Origin of the sequence: Flammeovirga aprica JL-4 (genome assembly GCF_012844305.1) — a bacterium.
Taxonomy (GTDB): domain Bacteria; phylum Bacteroidota; class Bacteroidia; order Cytophagales; family Flammeovirgaceae; genus Flammeovirga; species Flammeovirga aprica.
Genome location: NZ_JABANE010000324.1, coordinates 1 through 909 on the forward strand (window position 1 = coordinate 1; position 909 = coordinate 909).

Annotated in this window: 1 protein-coding gene; it reads left to right on the forward strand. The window is 55.3% G+C overall.

The genetic code is table 11. The features are described from left to right. Positions 1 to 50: 50 nt before the first annotated feature. Positions 51 to 909, forward strand: an 859-nt coding sequence (locus HHU12_RS34160; RefSeq protein WP_169661181.1) for a major capsid protein, incomplete at its 3' end; no start/stop codon positions are given.

Sequence of the window (909 nt, forward strand, 5' to 3'; positions counted from 1 at the left end):
GGGCAGCGTAATGACTAATTCTATTCGTAAACAACATAAGGAGATTCAACATGGCTAACATGCAAGGTGGACAGCAGCTCGGTACTAACCAAGGTAAAGGTCAATCCGCAGCAGACAAGCTGGCGCTATTCCTGAAAGTATTCGGCGGTGAAGTCCTGACCGCATTCGCTCGTACCTCTGTGACCACCAACCGTCACATGCAGCGTCAAATCAGCTCCGGTAAGTCCGCACAGTTCCCTGTGATTGGCCGCACCAAGGCTGCTTACCTGCAACCGGGCGAGTCTCTGGATGACAAACGTAAAGACATCAAGCACACCGAGAAGACCATTAACATTGATGGCCTGCTGACTGCGGACGTGCTGATTTACGACATCGAAGACGCGATGAACCACTATGACGTGCGCTCCGAGTACACCTCTCAGATTGGTGAATCTCTGGCGATGGCAGCTGATGGTGCGGTACTGGCTGAGCTGGCTGGTCTGGTTAACCTCGCTGATTCCGTCAACGAGAACATCGCTGGTCTGGGAAAACCGTCCATGCTGGAAGTTGGCGCTAAGGCTGACCTGACCGACCCGGTCAAGCTGGGCCAAGCGGTTATTGCGCAGCTGACCATTGCTCGTGCGGCTCTGACCAAGAACTACGTCCCGGCGAACGACCGTACGTTCTACACCACCCCCGACGTGTACTCTGCGATTCTGGCGGCTCTGATGCCTAACGCTGCGAACTATGCGGCTCTGATTGACCCTGAGCGTGGTTCTATCCGTAACGTCATGGGCTTCGAAGTTGTCGAGGTTCCGCACCTGACCGCTGGTGGTGCTGGTGATGACCGCCCGGACGAAGGCGCAGAAGCGACCAACCAGAAGCACGCCTTCCCGGCAACTGGTGGTAAAGTCAACAAAGAGAACGTTG